This window comes from Streptomyces sp. NPDC088254 (assembly GCF_044740925.1).
Lineage (GTDB): Bacteria > Actinomycetota > Actinomycetes > Streptomycetales > Streptomycetaceae > Streptomyces.
Window position 1 is genome coordinate 57432 of the sequence record NZ_JBIURQ010000013.1, and the last position, 16327, is coordinate 73758.

Annotated in this window: 17 protein-coding genes; 4 read left to right on the plus strand and 13 right to left on the minus strand. The window is 69.0% G+C overall.

The annotated features are described in order from the left end of the window. Positions 1-244: 244 nt before the first annotated feature. The gene (locus ACIOC0_RS32855) at positions 245-568 is read right to left on the minus strand and encodes an STAS domain-containing protein (protein WP_402159383.1); all 324 of its coding nucleotides are present in this window, start codon (positions 566-568) and stop codon (positions 245-247) included. A gap of 418 nt (positions 569-986) precedes the next feature. Here ACIOC0_RS32855 and ACIOC0_RS32860 point away from each other — a divergent pair, with 418 nt between their 5' ends. Then, positions 987-1559, plus strand: coding sequence for a cob(I)yrinic acid a,c-diamide adenosyltransferase (locus ACIOC0_RS32860; protein ID WP_130443451.1), 573 nt, complete (start codon positions 987-989; stop codon positions 1557-1559). A gap of 7 nt (positions 1560-1566) precedes the next feature. Here ACIOC0_RS32860 and ACIOC0_RS32865 read toward each other — a convergent pair whose 3' ends face one another. Then, positions 1567-2142 (minus strand): hypothetical protein, encoded by a 576-nt coding sequence (locus tag ACIOC0_RS32865; RefSeq protein ID WP_402159384.1) that lies wholly within the window; start codon positions 2140-2142, stop codon positions 1567-1569. 152 nt (positions 2143-2294) lie between these two features. Between ACIOC0_RS32865 and ACIOC0_RS32870 the strand changes: the two genes are divergently transcribed. From ACIOC0_RS32870 to ACIOC0_RS32880, 3 genes are all read left to right on the plus strand, one after another. After that, on the plus strand, positions 2295-3530 hold the full coding sequence (locus ACIOC0_RS32870; protein WP_402159385.1) for a sensor histidine kinase: 1236 nt from the start codon (positions 2295-2297) through the stop codon (positions 3528-3530). Further along, positions 3527-4189: a response regulator gene (locus tag ACIOC0_RS32875; protein WP_402159386.1), complete on the plus strand. Its 663-nt coding sequence runs from the start codon at positions 3527-3529 to the stop codon at positions 4187-4189. The genes ACIOC0_RS32870 and ACIOC0_RS32875 overlap by 4 nt, the downstream gene beginning before the upstream one ends. Before the next feature lie 108 nt (positions 4190-4297). Beyond that, the gene (locus ACIOC0_RS32880) at positions 4298-6118 is read left to right on the plus strand and encodes a glycosyl hydrolase family 18 protein (protein WP_402159387.1); all 1821 of its coding nucleotides are present in this window, start codon (positions 4298-4300) and stop codon (positions 6116-6118) included. 68 nt (positions 6119-6186) lie between these two features. Here ACIOC0_RS32880 and ACIOC0_RS32885 read toward each other — a convergent pair whose 3' ends face one another. The 11 genes from ACIOC0_RS32885 to ACIOC0_RS32935 form a co-directional block, all read right to left on the minus strand. Then, positions 6187-6633, minus strand: a complete 447-nt coding sequence (locus tag ACIOC0_RS32885) for a DUF2550 domain-containing protein (protein ID WP_402159388.1) — start codon at positions 6631-6633, stop codon at positions 6187-6189. A 142-nt stretch (positions 6634-6775) separates the two neighbouring features. Next, positions 6776-7150, minus strand: a complete 375-nt coding sequence (locus ACIOC0_RS32890) for a F0F1 ATP synthase subunit epsilon (RefSeq protein ID WP_130443462.1) — start codon at positions 7148-7150, stop codon at positions 6776-6778. Between the two features lie 150 nt (positions 7151-7300). Continuing rightward, on the minus strand, positions 7301-8737 hold the full coding sequence (gene atpD / locus ACIOC0_RS32895) for a F0F1 ATP synthase subunit beta (protein ID WP_351098995.1): 1437 nt from the start codon (positions 8735-8737) through the stop codon (positions 7301-7303). Then, entirely contained in the window at positions 8737-9654 is a 918-nt protein-coding gene (locus ACIOC0_RS32900; RefSeq protein WP_130443466.1) for a F0F1 ATP synthase subunit gamma, read from the minus strand. Before ACIOC0_RS32900 ends, atpD begins: the two co-directional genes overlap by 1 nt. Positions 9655-9674: 20 nt before the next feature. After that, positions 9675-11264 carry a F0F1 ATP synthase subunit alpha gene (atpA, locus tag ACIOC0_RS32905; RefSeq protein WP_130443468.1) on the minus strand — a complete coding sequence of 530 codons (1590 nt, stop codon included), beginning with the start codon at positions 11262-11264 and terminating at the stop codon, positions 9675-9677. 140 nt (positions 11265-11404) lie between these two features. Further along, positions 11405-12220: a F0F1 ATP synthase subunit delta gene (locus ACIOC0_RS32910; RefSeq protein WP_402159389.1), complete on the minus strand. Its 816-nt coding sequence runs from the start codon at positions 12218-12220 to the stop codon at positions 11405-11407. Next, positions 12217-12765 (minus strand): F0F1 ATP synthase subunit B, encoded by a 549-nt coding sequence (locus tag ACIOC0_RS32915; RefSeq protein WP_130443472.1) that lies wholly within the window; start codon positions 12763-12765, stop codon positions 12217-12219. The genes ACIOC0_RS32910 and ACIOC0_RS32915 overlap by 4 nt, the downstream gene beginning before the upstream one ends. Positions 12766-12806: 41 nt before the next feature. Beyond that, positions 12807-13040, minus strand: a complete 234-nt coding sequence (gene atpE / locus ACIOC0_RS32920; protein WP_031485821.1) for an ATP synthase F0 subunit C — start codon at positions 13038-13040, stop codon at positions 12807-12809. Positions 13041-13114: 74 nt separating this feature from the next. Beyond that, the gene (gene atpB, locus ACIOC0_RS32925) at positions 13115-13885 is read right to left on the minus strand and encodes a F0F1 ATP synthase subunit A (protein WP_402159675.1); all 771 of its coding nucleotides are present in this window, start codon (positions 13883-13885) and stop codon (positions 13115-13117) included. 273 nt (positions 13886-14158) lie between these two features. Continuing rightward, positions 14159-14596 carry a hypothetical protein gene (locus ACIOC0_RS32930; RefSeq protein WP_402159390.1) on the minus strand — a complete coding sequence of 146 codons (438 nt, stop codon included), beginning with the start codon at positions 14594-14596 and terminating at the stop codon, positions 14159-14161. Between the two features lie 299 nt (positions 14597-14895). Further along, positions 14896-16206: an MraY family glycosyltransferase gene (locus ACIOC0_RS32935; protein ID WP_402159391.1), complete on the minus strand. Its 1311-nt coding sequence runs from the start codon at positions 16204-16206 to the stop codon at positions 14896-14898. Positions 16207-16327 lie beyond the last annotated feature (121 nt).

The window sequence follows — 16327 nt, forward strand, 5'->3', positions numbered from 1 at the left end:
CCCTCCCGGCCTTGCTGCACACTGCGCTGTCGCTTCTGGTCCGGTGCCCGCCTGAGGGATGCGCGCGGCGGGCAGACGAACCGTAAACCTTCGCACAGTATCCACGACAGTCCGGGGGGCCACGCCGTCCGAGACGTCACAGTCCGGTGAGGATTGCGTGCGGCGCGCGTTTCGTCACGGAGAGGTGTGCGACCGCGACCGTGCCGGTGCGCGCGCCGTGTGCCGGGTCCCCCGTGGGGGAGTTTCACACCCGGGGCAGCGATTCCAGCGGGATGCCGCCCTCGATGGCGAGGATGCGGTGCAGCCGGGTGGCCACCAGCAGGCGTTGCATCTGGGGCGGTACGCCGCGCAGGACGAGGCGGCGGCCGCAGCGGCCGGCGCGGCGGTGGGCGCCCATGATGACGCCGAGGCCGGTGGCGTCCCAGGAGTCCAGTTCGGACAGGTCGAGCACCAGGTCGCCTACGCCGCCGTCGACCGCCGCGTGCAGGGCCGTACGGGCGTCCGCCGCGGTGCGGACGTCGAGACGGCCCCCGACGACCAGCTCGGCGTGGTCGCCCCTGATGTACATAGCGCTCCCCTAAGCGTGCGTCTCGTGCTCCGCGGTGTGATGTCCGGTGTTGCCCCCTCTGACTGCGTGAAGCGGTCGGAGGTTGCCGTCTGTGAGCGAACCGATAACAGATTCACCCGCAGGGGTGAGGCCGGTGAGGCCTGTGCGGATTCCGTGCCTGTAGAAGCCCTGCCCGCTCGTGCGTCCGATGTCACCGGCGTCAGCCATCCGGCGTATCGACCGCTTCCTCACGGCTCTCGGCCGGACACTAGCGGGCCTGAGGCGCTGTGTGACCGGTTAGTAACGCGTTTCACGTCTCAGCGGGTGAGACACCGGTCACGTCGTCAAATCCTGTCTGATTCGCACCGATTGACCCCGTGCTGGGCAGGGGTGACGAAGGCGACGGAACGGCTCGGCGGGGAGGGTCTAGATTGGCCGCATGGTCAATCTGACGCGCATCTACACGAGGACCGGCGACCAGGGCACGACGGCCCTCGGCGACATGAGCCGGGTCGCCAAGACCGACCTGAGGATCGCCGCGTACGCGGACGCGAACGAGGCGAACGCGGTGCTCGGCACGGCGATCGCGCTGGGCGGGCTCGACGCGGAGGTCGTCGCCGTCCTCACCCGCGTGCAGAACGACCTCTTCGACGTGGGCGCGGACCTGTCGACGCCGGTGGTCGAGAATCCGGAGTTCCCTCCGCTGCGGGTCGAGCAGTTCTACGTGGACCGGCTGGAGGCGGACTGCGACCGCTTCAACGCGGAGCTGGAGAAGCTGCGTTCCTTCATCCTGCCGGGCGGCACGCCGGGCGCGGCCCTGCTGCACCAGGCGTGCACGGTGGTCCGCCGCGCGGAGCGCTCGACGTGGGCCGCGCTGGAGGTCCACGGCGAGGCGATGAACCCGCTGACCGCGACCTACCTCAACCGCCTGTCGGACCTGCTGTTCATCCTGGCGAGGACGGCCAACAAGGCCGAGGGCGACGTACTGTGGGTCCCCGGCGGGGAGCGCTGAGCGCCGGCTACGGGGCCTTGACCTCCACGGCGCTGTCGGCGTCCGCGTCCGCCGGGGCCCTGCGGGGCCAGACCGTGTACGACAGGGCGATCAGGCCGTACACGCCGACGACGCGCAGGGTCGTCCACTGGAACGCCCGCAACGAGCTGACGTCGCCGGAGTCGCCCACGTAGAGGACGGCGAGCTGGAGCAGGGCCAGGGCGACCGCCCCGCCGAGCACTGCGCGCAGCCACAGCTTCGCCTCGTGCCGGGCTCGGGCGCGGCCGTAGCGGGGCGGCTTCGGCGGCGGCGGACCGCCGGCCAGGCGGTGCGCGGCGTGGCCGTCGAGCCAGCGGATCGTGCAGTGCCCGTACGCCACGGTGTAGCCGATGTACAGCGCCGCCAGACCGTGCTCCCAGCCCGGCTCGGCGCCGTTCCTCAGGTCGACGGCCGTCGCGGCGAGCAGCACGAGCTCCAGCACCGGTTCGCACAACAGCAGCACGACGCTCGTACGGCGCCACTTCAGCAGGTAGCGGGCGCCCAGCCCGAGCGCCAGCAGCACCCAGAAGCCGATCTCACAGGCGGCGACCAACCAGACGACCACGTTTTGCTCCTCTCGCTCACCGTTCAAGGCTCCCGCGTCCGGCGGCCGGGATCGTCGTCGTCGATGACGAACCCCCGGTACATCGAACGATGCAGTGCCGGACCCTTCCGGGGGATCACTCGCCGACGCGGTGGGCCGTGTTGGATGGAGGCATGGCCCGACGACTCCCCCGACCGCACCGGCTCGACGTGTACGCGGCGGCCGGCGGGCTGCTCGGCGGGCTGCTGCTGTGGGGCATCGGGCTGGGCACCCGGCGGGCGGCCGACCCGATCGTCCTGTTCGACGGACGCTGGCCCGTCCTCCTGCCGCTCTTCGTGACGGCGGCCTGCGAGCTGCTGCGCCGGACCGCGCCACGCGTCGCCCTGCTGACCGCCACGGCCGCGCTGACCCTGGACACGATGACCCAGGGCAGCCTGGGCACCCTGCTGATGTTCACGGACCTGGTGTACGCGGCCGTGCTGTACGGCACGCCCGCCTCGGCTCGCCGGATCCCCTGGATCACCGGGCTGGTCACGGTGCTCGCGACGGTGGTGCCGTTCGCGGCCTGGCGGGTGCCCGAGGCCCTGCTGATCGGGGTGGCCGTCGGGCTCGTGTCGCTCGCGCCGGCCTCCACCGGTCTGATCGTCCGCAATCACCGCGATGCCGCCGAGGCCGCCCGGCTGCGCGCCGAACAGACCGCGCTGCTCGCCGAGATGGACCGGACGCAGGCGGTCGTCGCCGAACGCGCCAGGATGGCACGGGAGTTGCACGACATGGTCGCCAACCACCTGTCCGCGATCGCGATCCACTCCACGGCCGCGCTCTCCATCGACAGCCCGGAGACCTCCCGGGAGGCCCTCGGCGTGATCCGGGAGAACAGCGTCGAGGGACTGGCGGAGATGCGGCGGCTGATCGGGATCCTGCGCGACAGCGGCGGTGACCTGGAACCGGTCGCCGCGCCCACCCTCGACGGCCTCGGCTCGCTGGTCGAGGGCGCGCGCGCCAACGGCCTGGACGTCGAGCTCGGCACCGCCCTGGACGACGGCGGCGAACCTGTCCCCGCCCCGGTGGGGCTGGCGGCGTACAGGATCGTGCAGGAGTCCCTCACCAACGCCCTCAAGCACGCCTCTCCCGGCCGGGTGACCGTGTCCCTCGCCCGGCGGGACGACTCGCTCACCGTGGAGGTGACGAGCCCGTACGGCGACCGGGACGGGCCGCGGGCGCCCGGCTCGGGCGCGGGGCTGGTCGGGATGCGGGAGCGGACGGAGCTGCTGGGCGGCGCCTTCCAGGCCGGCCCGGCGACGGCCGCTCACGGCGGACTCTGGTCGGTGCGCGCCGCCCTGCCCCTCACCGACACCGTCGCCGCCCCCGATCCCACCCGCACCGCCGCCCGAGGAGGCCCCGCATGATCCGCGTGCTCGTCGCCGAGGACCAGTCCGCCGTACGCGCCGGGCTGGTCCTCATCCTGCGCAGCGCGCCCGACGTCGAGGTGGTCGGGGAGGCGATGGACGGGGAGCAAGCACTCGCGTTGGCACGGGAGTTGAGGCCGGACGTGGTGCTGATGGACGTTCAGATGCCGCGAATGGACGGCGTGTCGGCGACCCGGGCGGTCGTCGCGGAGGGCCTCGCGGACGTCCTGGTGCTGACCACCTTCGACCTGGACGAGTACGTGTTCGGGGCGCTGCGCGCGGGGGCCGCCGGGTTCCTGCTGAAGAACACCGAGGCCAGGGACCTCATCGCGGCGGTGCGGACCGTCGCAGGGGGCGAGGGCGTCGTCGCGCCCGCCGTCACGCGGCGGCTCATCGCCGAGTTCGCGGCGCGGCCGGCCCGGCCGCCGAAGGCCGATCCGGCAGTGCTGGAGTCGCTGACCCGGCGCGAGCGCGAGGTGCTGGGCTGTCTGGGCGAGGGGCTGTCGAACGCGGAGATCGCCGGGCGGCTGGACATGGCCGAGGCGACGGCGAAGACGCACGTCAGCCGACTGCTGGCGAAGCTGGAACTGCGCAGCCGGGTGCAAGCGGCCGTGCTGGCGCAGGAGTTGGGGATCCAGCACGCCGAACCACCGGCATGAGCAGAGTGGTCCAGACCTATTGACCCGTGGTCCAGACCTTTCTATTCTCGCGGCACCGTGGCGTGAGGCTCAGTCACGCCCCCCACAACTCCCCCGAGGAGGCGCACGATGCGCTTCAGGAACCGAGTCGCGGCAGGGCTGGTCACCCTGCTGCTCCCCTTCGCCGGACTGGTCGGTCTCGCGAGCCCCGCCGAGGCGGCCCCCTCCGCCACCGCTTCCTACACCAAGCCCCAGGACTGGGGCACCGGCTTCGAGGGCAAGTGGACGGTGAAGAACACCGGCACCACCACCCTCACCTCCTGGACCGTCGAGTGGGACTTCCCCTCCGGCACGTCCGTCACCTCCGCCTGGGACGCCGACGTCACCTCCGCCGGCACCCACTGGACCGCGAAGAACAAGTCCTGGAACGGCACCCTCGCCCCCGACGCCTCCCTCTCCTTCGGGTTCAACGGCTCCGGCTCCGGCTCACCCGCCAACTGCAAGCTCAACGGCGGCAGTTGTGACGGCACCTCGGTCCCCGGCGACGCGCCCCCGTCCGCCCCGGGCACCCCCACGGCCTCCTCCGTCACCGACACCTCGGTGAAGCTGAGCTGGTCGGCCGCCACCGACGACAAGGGCGTCAAGAACTACGACGTGCTGCGCGACGGCGCCAAGATCGCCACCGTCGCGACGACCTCGTACACCGACACCGGGCTGACGGCCGGCACGGACTACTCCTACACCGTCCGCGCCCGTGACACCGCCGACCAGAGCGGCCCGGTCAGCGGCGCCCGCGCCGTGCGCACCACCGGCGGCACCACCGAGCCCCCGCCCACCGGCGACAAGGTCAAGCTCGGCTACTTCACCGAGTGGGGCATCTACGGCCGCAACTACAACGTCAAGAACCTGGTGACGTCCGGCTCGGCTGCCAAGATCACCCACATCAACTACGCCTTCGGCAACGTCACGAACGGCCGGTGCGCGATCGGCGACTCCTTCGCCGACTACGACAAGGCCTTCACCGCCGACCAGTCGGTCAGCGGCGTCGCCGACACCTGGGACCAGCCGCTGCGCGGCAACTTCAACCAGCTGCGCCAGCTGAAGGCCAGGTACCCGCACATCAAGGTGCTGTGGTCCTTCGGCGGCTGGACCTGGTCCGGCGGCTTCGGCCAGGCCGCCGCCAACCCCGCCGCGTTCGCGCGGTCCTGTCACGACCTGGTCGAGGACCCGCGCTGGGCCGACGTCTTCGACGGCATCGACATCGACTGGGAGTACCCCAATGCCTGCGGGCTGTCCTGCGACACCTCGGGCGCCGCGGCCTTCAAGAACCTGATGGCGGCGCTGCGCGCCGAGTTCGGCGCGAACTACCTGGTCACCGCGGCCACCACGGCCGACGGCTCCTCCGGCGGCAAGATCGACTCCGCCGACTACGGGGGCGCCGCGGCCTACGTCAACTGGTACAACGTGATGACCTACGACTTCTTCGGCGCCTGGGCCGCCCAGGGACCGACGGCCCCGCACTCGCCGCTCACCTCCTACAGCGGCATCCCGCAGGCCGGGTTCACCACGGCCGACGCGATGGCCAAGTACAAGGCGAAGGGCGTGCCGGCGAACAAGCTGCTCATCGGCATCGGCTTCTACGGCCGCGGCTGGAGCGGCGTCACCCAGGAAGCCCCGGGCGGCACCGCCACGGGAGCGGCCCCGGGCACCTACGAGCAGGGCATCGAGGACTACAAGGTCCTCAAGACGTCCTGTCCGGCCACCGGCACGATCGCCGGCACTGCCTACGCGAAGTGCGGCGGCAACTGGTGGTCCTACGACACCCCGGCCACCATCGCCACGAAGATGAACTGGGCGAAGAACCAGGGCCTGGGCGGCGCGTTCTTCTGGGAGTTCAGCGGAGACACGGCGAACGGCGAACTGGTGAACGCCATCAGCAACAACCTGTAGCCACTGAGCGACGTCGACGCTCCCCCAGACTTCGTCCGGGGGGACCCCCAACCAGCGGGTGAATGCGGCTACGCCACATTCACCCGCTGTCCGGGCGGGGCTGCTTCCAGCCACGCGAGGAAACCGGTCAGCGCGTCCTCGCTCATCGCCAGTTCCAGCCGCGTGCCCCGGTGGACGCAGGCGAGGATCACCGCGTCGGACAGCAGCGCCAGCTCCTCCTCGCCCTCGGGAAGGCGGCGGCCTGCCACCTCGATCGAGGCGCGTTCCAGGACGCGGCGCGGCCGGTAGGCATAGGAGAAGACGCGGTACCACTCGATGCGGTCGCCGTTGTAGCGGGCGACGCCGTAGCTCCAGCCTTTTCCGCTCGGGTCCGGTTGCTCGGGCACGTCCCAGCGCAGGGAACAGTCGAAGGTGCCGCCGGAGCGCTGGATGAGCCTGCGGCGCAGGCCGAAGACGAACAGCCCCAGCGCCACCAGCGCCACGACGATTCCGCACACAGTCAGAGCGAGGACCATCGACACCGACCTCCTCGTCTCCTAGGTACCTTCGACAGGTAACGGAACGGAAAAAACATCCAGATCTGCCACAGCCGCGGCCGGCTCCGGATCGCTCCGGTGCCGGCCGCGGCTGAGTGACGTCATCACACGGTGAGCTGGGTCAGCTCGCCGCCGCCGCGCGCAGTCGTACGTCCGCGCGGCGCTCGGCGGTGGCATCGCCCTCCGCCTTCGCACGCTCCAGCTCGCGCTCCGCGCGCTGGACGTCGATCTCGTCCGACAGCTCGGCGATCTCGGCCAGCAGCGACAGCTTGTCGTCCGCGAACGAGATGAAACCGCCGTGCACCGCGGCGACGACCGTTCCACCGTCACTCGTACGGATGGTCACCGGGCCCGACTCCAGCACACCGAGCAGCGGCTGGTGACCGGGCATGACGCCGATGTCGCCGGACGTGGTGCGCGCGACGACCAGGGTGGCCTCGCCGGACCAGACCTCTCGGTCGGCCGCGACCAGCGCGACGTGCAGCTCAGCAGCCAAGGTGGCTCCTCGGGTCACCACCCGGCGTCTGCCGGGTGTTGGTTACAAGTCTAAGGGGCGTGAAAGAGGGGGCGGGACGAACCCCGCCCCCTCCGGTGTGAGCACGCGGCTCACGGACGTGAGCGGACGGACCGCTCAAGAGCCGTCAGCTCAGGAGACGCCCAGCTCCTTCGCGTTCTTCTTCAGGTCCTCGATGCCACCGCAGAGGAAGAACGCCTGCTCCGGGAAGTGGTCGTACTCGCCGTCGATGATCGCGTTGAACGCGGCGATCGACTCGTCCAGCGGGACGTCCGACCCGTCGACGCCGGTGAACTGCTTGGCGACGTGGGTGTTCTGGGACAGGAAGCGCTCCACGCGACGGGCGCGGTGGACGGTGAGCTTGTCCTCCTCGCCGAGCTCGTCGATGCCGAGGATGGCGATGATGTCCTGGAGGTCCTTGTACTTCTGCAGGACGTTCTTCACCCGCATCGCGGTGGTGTAGTGGTCCGCCGCGATGTAGCGCGGGTCCAGGATGCGGGACGTGGAGTCCAGCGGGTCCACGGCCGGGTAGATGCCCTTCTCGGAGATCGGACGGGAGAGAACCGTCGTCGCGTCGAGGTGGGCGAACGTGGTGGCCGGGGCCGGGTCGGTCAGGTCGTCCGCGGGGACGTAGATCGCCTGCATCGAGGTGATCGAGTGACCGCGGGTCGAGGTGATGCGCTCCTGGAGGAGACCCATCTCGTCGGCCAGGTTCGGCTGGTAGCCCACCGCGGAGGGCATACGGCCGAGCAGGGTCGACACCTCGGAACCGGCCTGGGTGAAGCGGAAGATGTTGTCGATGAAGAACAGCACGTCCTGCTTCTGCACATCGCGGAAGTACTCCGCCATGGTCAGACCGGCGAGGGCCACGCGCAGACGGGTGCCCGGGGGCTCGTCCATCTGACCGAAGACCAGGGCGGTCTTGTCGATGACGCCCGAGTCGGCCATCTCCTCGATGAGGTCGTTGCCCTCACGGGTGCGCTCACCGACGCCGGCGAACACGGAGACACCGTCGTGGTTGTTGGCGACGCGGTAGATCATCTCCTGGATGAGCACCGTCTTGCCGACGCCGGCGCCGCCGAACAGACCGATCTTTCCACCCTTGACGTACGGGGTGAGAAGGTCGATGACCTTGACGCCGGTCTCGAACATCTCGGTCTTCGACTCGAGCTCGTCGAAGTTCGGGGCCTTGCGGTGGATGGACCAGCGCTCGCCGTCGTACTGCTCGTCGACGTTCAGCACGTCACCGAGGGTGTTGAACACCTTGCCCTTGGTGAAGTCGCCGACGGGGACGGTGATGCCCGTGCCCGTGTCGGTGACCGGGGCCTGGCGGACCAGACCGTCGGTGGGCTGCATGGAGATGGTGCGGACCAGGCCGTCACCCAGGTGCTGGGCGACCTCCAGGGTCAGCGTCTTCTTCGCGCCGTCCTGGGCCGGGTCGGCCACCTCGACGTGAAGGGCGTTGTAGATCTCCGGCATGGCGTCGACGGGGAACTCCACGTCGACGACCGGGCCGATGACCCGGGCGACGCGGCCCGTGGCAACGGCCGTCTCAACTGTCGTCGTCATTACCTGTCACTCCCCGCGGTCGCGTCGGCCAGGGCTGCGGAGCCACCGACGATCTCGCTGATTTCCTGGGTGATTTCGGCCTGGCGGGCCGCGTTGGCAAGGCGTGAGAGCGTCTCGATCAGCTCTCCCGCGTTGTCGGTCGCCGACTTCATCGCGCGCCGCGTGGCGGCGTGCTTCGAGGCTGCCGACTGAAGGAGCGCGTTGTAGACGCGGCTCTCGACGTAGCGCGGCAGAAGGGCGTCGAGGACGTCCTCCGCCGACGGCTCGAAGTCGTACAGCGGGAGGATCTCGCCCTTGGGGGCGGCCTCCTTCGCCACCTCGTCGAGGCTGAGGGGCAGCAGACGGTCACCGAGGGCCGTCTGCGTCATCATCGAGACGAACTCGGTGAAGACGATGTGGATCTCGTCCACGCCGCCGTCCGCCGTGTCCTTCTCGATGGCCTCGATCAGCGGGGCCGCGACCTTCTTGGCGTCCGCGTACGTCGGCTCGTCCGTGAAGCCCGACCACGACTGGGCGACCTTGCGCTCACGGAAGTTGTAGTGCGCGAGACCACGCCGGCCGACGATGTACGTGTCGACCTGCTTGCCCTCGGCCTCGAGACGTGCCGTCAGCTGCTCCGCGGCCTTGATGGCGTTGGAGTTGAAGGCGCCGGCGAGACCGCGGTCGCTCGTCAGGAGCAGCACCGCGGACCGCACGACCTTGTCGGCCTGCGTGGTCAGCGCGTGCTTGGTGTTCGAGCCGGCGCCGACCGCCGTGACCGCGCGGGTGAGCTCGGTCGCGTACGGCGTGGAGGCCGCCACCTTGCGCTGCGCCTTGACGACGCGCGAGGCGGCGATCATCTCCATCGCCTTGGTGATCTTCTTGGTCGCGGTGACGGATCGGATGCGACGCTTGTAGACCCGGAGCTGGGCTCCCATGAGTCAGGTCCCTTCCTACGTCACTTGGCCGCGGCGGGGGCGTCCTCGCCGAGAAGCTTGCCGTCCGAGGTCTCGAACTGCTTCTTGAACTCGGCGATCGCGTCGGCCACAGCGGTGAGGGTGTCGTCCGACATCTTCGCGCCCTCCTTGATGGAGGTCATGAGGCCCTGCTCCTTGCGGTGCAGGTACTCGAGCAGCTCCTTCTCGAAGCGGCGGATGTCGGAGACCGGGACGTCGTCCATCTTGCCGGTGGTGCCGGCCCACACGGAGACGACCTGGTCCTCGGTCGGCATCGGCTGGTACTGCGGCTGCTTGAGCAGCTCGACCAGACGCTGACCACGCTCCAGCTGCGACTTCGACGCGGCGTCCAGGTCGGAACCGAAGGCGGCGAACGCCTCCAGCTCGCGGTACTGGGCCAGGTCGAGGCGGAGACGGCCGGACACCTGGCGCATCGCCTTGTGCTGGGCCGAGCCGCCGACGCGGGAGACCGAGATACCGACGTTCAGCGCGGGACGCTGACCGGCGTTGAACAGGTCCGACTCCAGGAAGCACTGGCCGTCGGTGATGGAGATGACGTTGGTCGGGATGAACGCCGAGACGTCGTTGGCCTTCGTCTCGACGATCGGCAGACCGGTCATCGAGCCGGCGCCCAGCTCGTCGGAGAGCTTCGCGCAACGCTCCAGCAGACGGGAGTGCAGGTAGAAGACGTCACCCGGGTAGGCCTCGCGGCCCGGCGGGCGGCGCAGCAGCAGCGACACGGCGCGGTAGGCGTCGGCCTGCTTCGACAGGTCGTCGAAGATGATGAGGACGTGCTTGCCCTCGTACATCCACTGCTGGCCGATGGCCGAACCGGTGTACGGCGCGAGGTACTTGAAGCCGGCCGGGTCGGACGCCGGGGCGGCGACGATGGTCGTGTACTCCAGCGCGCCGGCCTCTTCGAGGGCGCCACGCACGGAGGCGATGGTCGAGCCCTTCTGGCCGATGGCGACGTAGACGCAGCGGACCTGCTTCTTCGGGTCGCCCGAGCGCCAGTTGTCGCGCTGGTTGATGATCGTGTCGACGGCCAGGGCGGTCTTGCCGGTCTGGCGGTCACCGATGACCAGCTGACGCTGGCCACGGCCGATCGGGGTCATCGCGTCGACGGCCTTGTAGCCGGTCTCCATCGGCTCGTGCACCGACTTACGGGCCATGACGCCGGGAGCCTGAAGCTCCAGGGCACGGCGGCCGGTCGTCTCGATCTCGCCGAGGCCGTCGATCGGGTTGCCGAGCGGGTCGACGACACGGCCGAGGTAGCCCTCGCCGACGGCCACGGACAGGACCTCGCCGGTACGGGTGACCGGCTGACCCTCCTCGATGCCGCTGAACTCACCGAGGACGATGGCGCCGATCTCGCGCTCTTCCAGGTTGAGCGCGAGGCCGAGGGTGCCGTCCTCGAACTTCAGCAGTTCGTTGGCCATGGCCGAGGGCAGGCCCTCGACCTTCGCGATGCCGTCGCCGGCAAGGGTGACCGTACCGACCTCCTCGCGCGAGGCCGCGTCCGGCTTGTACGACTGGACGAAGTTCTCCAGCGCGTCCCGGATCTCCTCCGGCCGGATCGTGAGCTCCGCCATCTGGGTTCCCTGCTCTCCTTGTTGGGCCCGAAGTTTCACTTTGGGGGGATGTCTGAATCCCGGACTCCCCCCTGAAAGAGGTGAATCCTCTGCACGGCCCAACCAGGGCCGCTTGCGTACGTACTGCGGTCTTCTTGCTGCTAGCTCGCCATGCGGCGGGCGACGTCCTCGATGCGGTCCGCGAGGGAGCCGTTGATCACCTCGTCGCCGACCTGCACCCGGATCCCGCCGAGGACCTCGGGGTCCACGTCGAGGTTGAGGTGCATCTGGCGGCCGTAGAGCTTCGCGAGGGCGGCGCCCAGGCGCTGCTTCTGCGGGTCGCTCAGCGGCACGGCGGACGTGACGACGGCCACGACGCGGTTCCGGCGCTCGGCGGCGAGCTTGGACAGGGACTCGAGTCCCGCTTCCAGGCTACGGCCTCGCGGCGCGGTGACAAGGCGCGTCACCAGACGCACGGTGGCCGCGTCCGCACGACCGCCCAGCAGGCTGCGCAGCAGCTCGCCCTTGGCGGAGGCGGTGGCCTTCCGGTTCGTCAGCGCGGCGCGCAGCTCGGTGTTCGAGGTGATGATCCGCCCGAAGCGGAACAGCTCGTCCTCGACGTCGTCGAGCGTGCCGGCCTTCTGCGCGGCGGTGAGGTCGGCGATGTTCGCCAGCTCCTCCAGCGCGTCCACCAGGTCGCGCGGCTGCGACCAGCGGGAGCGCACCAGTCCGGCCACCAGGTCGGCGGTGGTGCCGCTGACCTGGCCGCCGAGCAGGCGCTGAGCCAGCTCGGCCTTGGCCTCGCCGTCCTGCGCCGGGTCGGTGAGGACCCGACGCAGCGACACCTCGCGGTCGAGCAGCGCGGTGACGGCCGCCAGCTCGTCGGCGAGCCGCGTCGCGTCAACGGACGTGGAGTCCGTCAGCGCGTCGAGACGCTCGCGTGCGGCTGTCAGGGCCTCGCGGCTCGCTCCGTTCATCGCGACGCCTCGGCCTTCTCCTCGAGCTCATCGAGGAAGCGGTCGATGACGCGGCTCTGCCGGGCGTGGTCCTCGAGGGACTCGCCGACGAGCTTGCCGGCCAGCTCGGTGGCGAGCTTGCCGACGTCCTGGCGCAGCGCGGCCGCGGCGACCTTGCGGTCGGCCTCGATCTGGGAGTGGCCGGCGGCGACGATCTCCTCGCGCTGCCGCTGACCCTCCGCGCGCATCTCCGCGATGAGGGTCGCGCCCTGCTCCTGCGCCTCCTGGCGCAGACGCGCGGCCTCGTGCCGGGCCTCGGCGAGCTGCGCCTTGTACTGCTCAAGGACGCTCTGGGCCTCGACCTTCATGGCCTCGGCCTCTTCAATACCGCCTTCGATCGCCTCGCGGCGCTCTTCCAGAACCTTGTTGATGTTCGGGAGCAGCTTCTTCCAGAAGAAGAAGAAGACGATGGCGAAGGCGATGGTGCCGACGAGCAGCTCGGGGCCCGGAGGAATAAGCGGGTTCTGCTTCTCCTCGGCCGCCAGCTGCACCAGGTTGGCGATCACATCAGTGCCTTTCGTTGGCAGGTTCGCTCGTCAGGGCTCGATCATCCGTAGACGAACGGCATGACGATGCCGATGAGGGCGAGCGCCTCACAGAAGGCGAAGCCGAGGATCTGGTTGGCGCGGATCAGGCCGGCCGCCTCGGGCTGGCGGGCGAGGGCCTGGGTGCCGTTGCCGAAGATGATGCCGACGCCGACGCCGGGGCCGATGGCGGCGAGGCCGTAGCCGATGGAACCGATGTTGCCTTCGACAGCGGCGAGGGTCTCAAGGGCAGCCATGCTGAATCTTCCTTCTTTTTCATGGACCGGCGGGGGTTGGCCACCGGACGATCAGGGGCTTGAGGGACTGGGGCTCAGTGATGCTCGGCGAGAGCGCCCTGGATGTACGAGCAGGCGAGGAGGACGAAGACGTACGCCTGAACCGCCTGCACGAAGAGCTCGAAAACGATCATGACCATCGTCATGACGAAGGAGACACCGGCGGCCGGGATCATCCAGCTGTTCAGCAGATACCAGGAGGCGACGGTGAACATCACCAGCATCAGGTGGCCGGCGAACATGTTGGCGAAGAGTCGGACCGCGTGCGTGAAGGGGCGAACGAGCAGGTTCGAGAAGAACTCGATGACCATCACGAGCGGGAGGACCGGGCCGAGTTCCTTGTCGTAACCGGTGACGTTCTTGAAGAAGCCGACGAAACCGTGCCGCTTGAAGGTCATGGAGACCCACACCACGTAGACGATCGCGGCCAGCACCATCGGGTAGGCGATGATCGACGACACGGGGAACTGCGACAGCGGGATCACGGACCAGATGTTCATGATCCAGATGAAGAAGAACAGCGAGACCATGAGGGGGACGAACTTCTCGCCCTCCTTCTTCCCGAGGGTCTCGTAGACGATGCCACGGCGTACGAAGTCGTAGCCGGCCTCGCCGATCATCTGGAGCTTGCCCGGCACGACCTTCGCCTTGCCGAAAGCGAGGGTGAAGAAGGTGACGACCACGAGGGTGGTGACGATGGCGAGCAGCATCACCTTGTTGAACTCGAACCCCCCGACCGTGGCGATCGGCTTGAAGAGGAACGAGTGCAGGCCCGGAGCCGGAAAACCACACCCGTTGTCGGACATGATCCGACAGCTCCAGTCAAAGGCGAGCTGGGTCTGGTCAGCACTCACCGCGGGCTCCTTCGGCGTGACGCATGGGTACGGCAACCTCGTTGTGTCGGCGCGGCGCGGGGCCGCGGTTCGGCACGGGACTGGTGTTACGGATGTGGGGGCGGCTTGGGGGCATCTCGCCTCGCGATGGAGCAGGCGTCAGCTCGGATGCCCGCGCCCGCGATGCCGCAGTTGGCACCGGACGATAGCAGGAGATCTCACGCCTCTTTATCCCGGCCCTACTCCTCACGACGAGTGCCCCGATTTTTCGGGCTTCGGGCCCGTCGTCGAATCGGGCTCGACGTAAAGGATTTTGGCGTTCATATGGGCACGCGTCTGTGCGGCGATCCAGGCGAGGGTGCCGACGACCAGCGTGATGGCGAAGACCTTGGGGTGGAACAGCGTCGTGTTCTTGAACACGGAGACGAAGACGAACAGCAGCAGGATCTGTGCCGCGTAGAGCATCAGGCCCATCGCCTGGAACAGGTGCGGAAGCGATTTGGCGGTGCGCTGCAGGACGTAGAGACCGATACCCATGAAGAGGATGACCACGAGCGTCGCGACGACCGCACCGACCGCCCCCTTGCCGCCGGCGATGACACCGCCGACGACGGCGGCAATCGCGCCGACGGCAGCCGTGGGCACGGCAGCCTGGGCCAGGATCCGGACGTCGTTGGACGGCATGGCGGCAACTCCGCTTTCACAGGGGGCAGGGTGTCGTCATGGACGAGCGTAGTCCCGGTCCGACAGGGTGAAGACCTCACACCAATGGACCGTCGCACTACGGTCCTTCGGCTCTATCCCGGGTTCTCGTGAACCGTATCACAAACTATTTGATGAGGTCTTTACCTGGATGGTGTGCTTGCTGTCACACATGAGAATGACAGTGCGCGTCTGTGCAGAAACCGCGCCCACTTGTCTGGTATTGGGCGCTTTGCCACCCGTCGGCTTCCCCACGACTTGGCAATGCTCTCGTCAGATTCTTACCTTGCCGCACGCGAACGAGGGCCCACGGCGGTCGCCCCGTTGACCCCGGAGACCCCGACCGCCACAGGAGTTCGCGGCTCCTCCTGGTCGCCCTCGCCAGGCTCCCCCGGTCCCGCGGCCGCGGCGGCCGGCAGGACCTTGCGGCGGCGGTAGCGCGGCGGCACGAACGCCTCCGCCCAGCGCGGGGCACGCGGAGTGAACCGCGGCATCAGCAGCAGCCCGAGCCCGACCGCACTGAGGAACACCACGCCCAGGACGATCCACATGGACGCCGAGTTGACCGAGTAGGCGAGCGCGCCGAAGGCGATCAGCGCCGACCAGAAGTACATGATCAGCACCGCGCGGCTGTGCGAGTGGCCGATCTCCAGCAGCCGGTGGTGCAGATGCCCCCGGTCCGCCGCGAACGGCGACTGGCCGCGCCAGGTACGGCGCACGATCGCCAGGATCAGGTCCGCGGCCGGGATCGCGATGATCGTCAGCGGCAGCAGCAGCGGGATGTAGACCGGCACCGTCTGGTGCACCGTCTCGCGCTCCGAACCGGAGAACAGGTTCATCACGTCCGGGTCGACCTGCCCCGTGATGGAGATCGCGCCGGCGGCCAGCACCAGCCCGATCAGCATCGACCCGGAGTCGCCCATGAAGATCCGCGCCGGGTGCATGTTGTGCGGCAGGAAGCCCAGGCACATGCCCATCAGGATCGCCGAGAAGAGCGTCGCCGGGGCGGCGGCCTCGATGCCGTACGAGTACCAGATGCGGTAGGCGTACAGGAAGAACGCGGTGGCGGCGATGCACACCATGCCGGAGGCCAGACCGTCCAGACCGTCCACGAAGTTGACCGCATTGATCGTGATGACGACCAGCGCCACGGTCAGCAGCGTGCCCTGCCACTGGGTGAGCGCCACGTTGCCGACGCCCGGGATGGGCAGCCACAGGATCGTCAGACCCTGCATGACCATCACACCGGCGGCGATCATCTGACCGCCCAGCTTGATCAGGGCGTCGATCTCGAACTTGTCGTCCAGGACGCCGATCAGCCAGATCAGGGCCGCCCCGGACAGCAGCGCCCGCGGCTCGTTGGACTTGTCGAAGACCTCGTTGAGGTTCGTCAGATGGTCGGCGACCAGCAGTCCGGCGCACAGGCCGAAGAACATCGCGATCCCGCCGAGCCGCGGAGTGGGCTCCCGGTGCACGTCACGTGCCCGGATCTCCGGCATCGCTCCGGCCACGATCGCGAATTTGCGCACCGGCCCTGTCAGCAGATACGTAACCGCGGCCGTGATGCAGAGCGTCAGCAGGTATTCACGCACGGGCTTCCCCACAGGTCTCGCTGGCCATCACAGCCCCACACCCTAGCGACGGCCGCATATGGTTGGGGACTTACGGGTAGCCACGATGGTTGCATGTGTGGCTGTGTACGGGAGCGCGCCT

Coding starts and splice junctions, on each gene's coding strand:
- ACIOC0_RS32860 (WP_130443451.1), top strand. CDS start 987: ATGGTCAATCTGACGCGCATCTACACGAGGACCGGCGACCAGGGCACG.
- ACIOC0_RS32875 (WP_402159386.1), top strand. CDS start 3,527: ATGATCCGCGTGCTCGTCGCCGAGGACCAGTCCGCCGTACGCGCCGGG.
- atpE (WP_031485821.1), bottom strand. CDS start 13,040: ATGGCTGCCCTTGAGACCCTCGCCGCTGTCGAAGGCAACATCGGTTCC.
- ACIOC0_RS32880 (WP_402159387.1), top strand. CDS start 4,298: ATGCGCTTCAGGAACCGAGTCGCGGCAGGGCTGGTCACCCTGCTGCTC.
- ACIOC0_RS32930 (WP_402159390.1), bottom strand. CDS start 14,596: ATGCCGTCCAACGACGTCCGGATCCTGGCCCAGGCTGCCGTGCCCACG.
- ACIOC0_RS32870 (WP_402159385.1), top strand. CDS start 2,295: ATGGCCCGACGACTCCCCCGACCGCACCGGCTCGACGTGTACGCGGCG.
- ACIOC0_RS32885 (WP_402159388.1), bottom strand. CDS start 6,633: ATGGTCCTCGCTCTGACTGTGTGCGGAATCGTCGTGGCGCTGGTGGCG.
- atpB (WP_402159675.1), bottom strand. CDS start 13,885: ATGTCCGACAACGGGTGTGGTTTTCCGGCTCCGGGCCTGCACTCGTTC.
- ACIOC0_RS32855 (WP_402159383.1), bottom strand. CDS start 568: ATGTACATCAGGGGCGACCACGCCGAGCTGGTCGTCGGGGGCCGTCTC.
- atpD (WP_351098995.1), bottom strand. CDS start 8,737: ATGACGACGACAGTTGAGACGGCCGTTGCCACGGGCCGCGTCGCCCGG.
- ACIOC0_RS32900 (WP_130443466.1), bottom strand. CDS start 9,654: ATGGGAGCCCAGCTCCGGGTCTACAAGCGTCGCATCCGATCCGTCACC.
- ACIOC0_RS32910 (WP_402159389.1), bottom strand. CDS start 12,220: ATGAACGGAGCGAGCCGCGAGGCCCTGACAGCCGCACGCGAGCGTCTC.
- atpA (WP_130443468.1), bottom strand. CDS start 11,264: ATGGCGGAGCTCACGATCCGGCCGGAGGAGATCCGGGACGCGCTGGAG.